This window comes from Methylobacterium aquaticum, from assembly GCF_001043915.1.
Classification (GTDB): Bacteria; Pseudomonadota; Alphaproteobacteria; order Rhizobiales; family Beijerinckiaceae; genus Methylobacterium; species Methylobacterium aquaticum.
In genome coordinates, this window is sequence record NZ_LABX01000276.1 from 1 (window position 1) to 515 (window position 515).

General features: G+C 67.6%; 1 protein-coding gene. It reads left to right on the forward strand.

The genetic code is table 11. The features are described 5' to 3' along the window. Nucleotides 1–515, forward strand: a 515-nt coding sequence (locus tag VP06_RS28970; protein ID WP_048467277.1) for an esterase-like activity of phytase family protein, incomplete at both ends; no start/stop codon positions are given.

The window sequence follows — 515 nt, forward strand, 5'->3', positions numbered from 1 at the left end:
CGGCGGATGCGCCCAAGGACCTGGCCACGCCGGGCAAGTTCACCACCGGCCGCCGGGTCGAGGCGGTCGGCACGGTCGAGGTCCAGTCGATGGGCCGCCCGACCAGCATGAAGCTGCCCCTGCGCGGCCAGCCGCTCCAGGGTCATTCCGGCATCAAGCACATGCCGGACGGCACCTACTGGGTGCTGACCGACAACGGCTTCGGCGCGAAGGCGAACTCGCCCGACGCGATGCTCTACCTCAACCATTACCGGATCGACTTCGACAAGGGCACCGTCGAGCGCCTGGAGACGATCTACCTGCGCGATCCCGACAAGAAGGTGCCGTTCCGCATCGCCAACGAGGCGACGGACAGCCGCTACCTCACCGGCAGCGACTTCGATCCCGAGAGCTTCCAGTTCGTCGGCGACCAGATCTGGATCGGCGAGGAGTTCGGCCCGTTCCTGATCAAGGTCGACCGCAAGGGCAAGGTCGAGGCGGTGGTCGAGACCCTGGCCGACGGCAAGCCGGTCCGC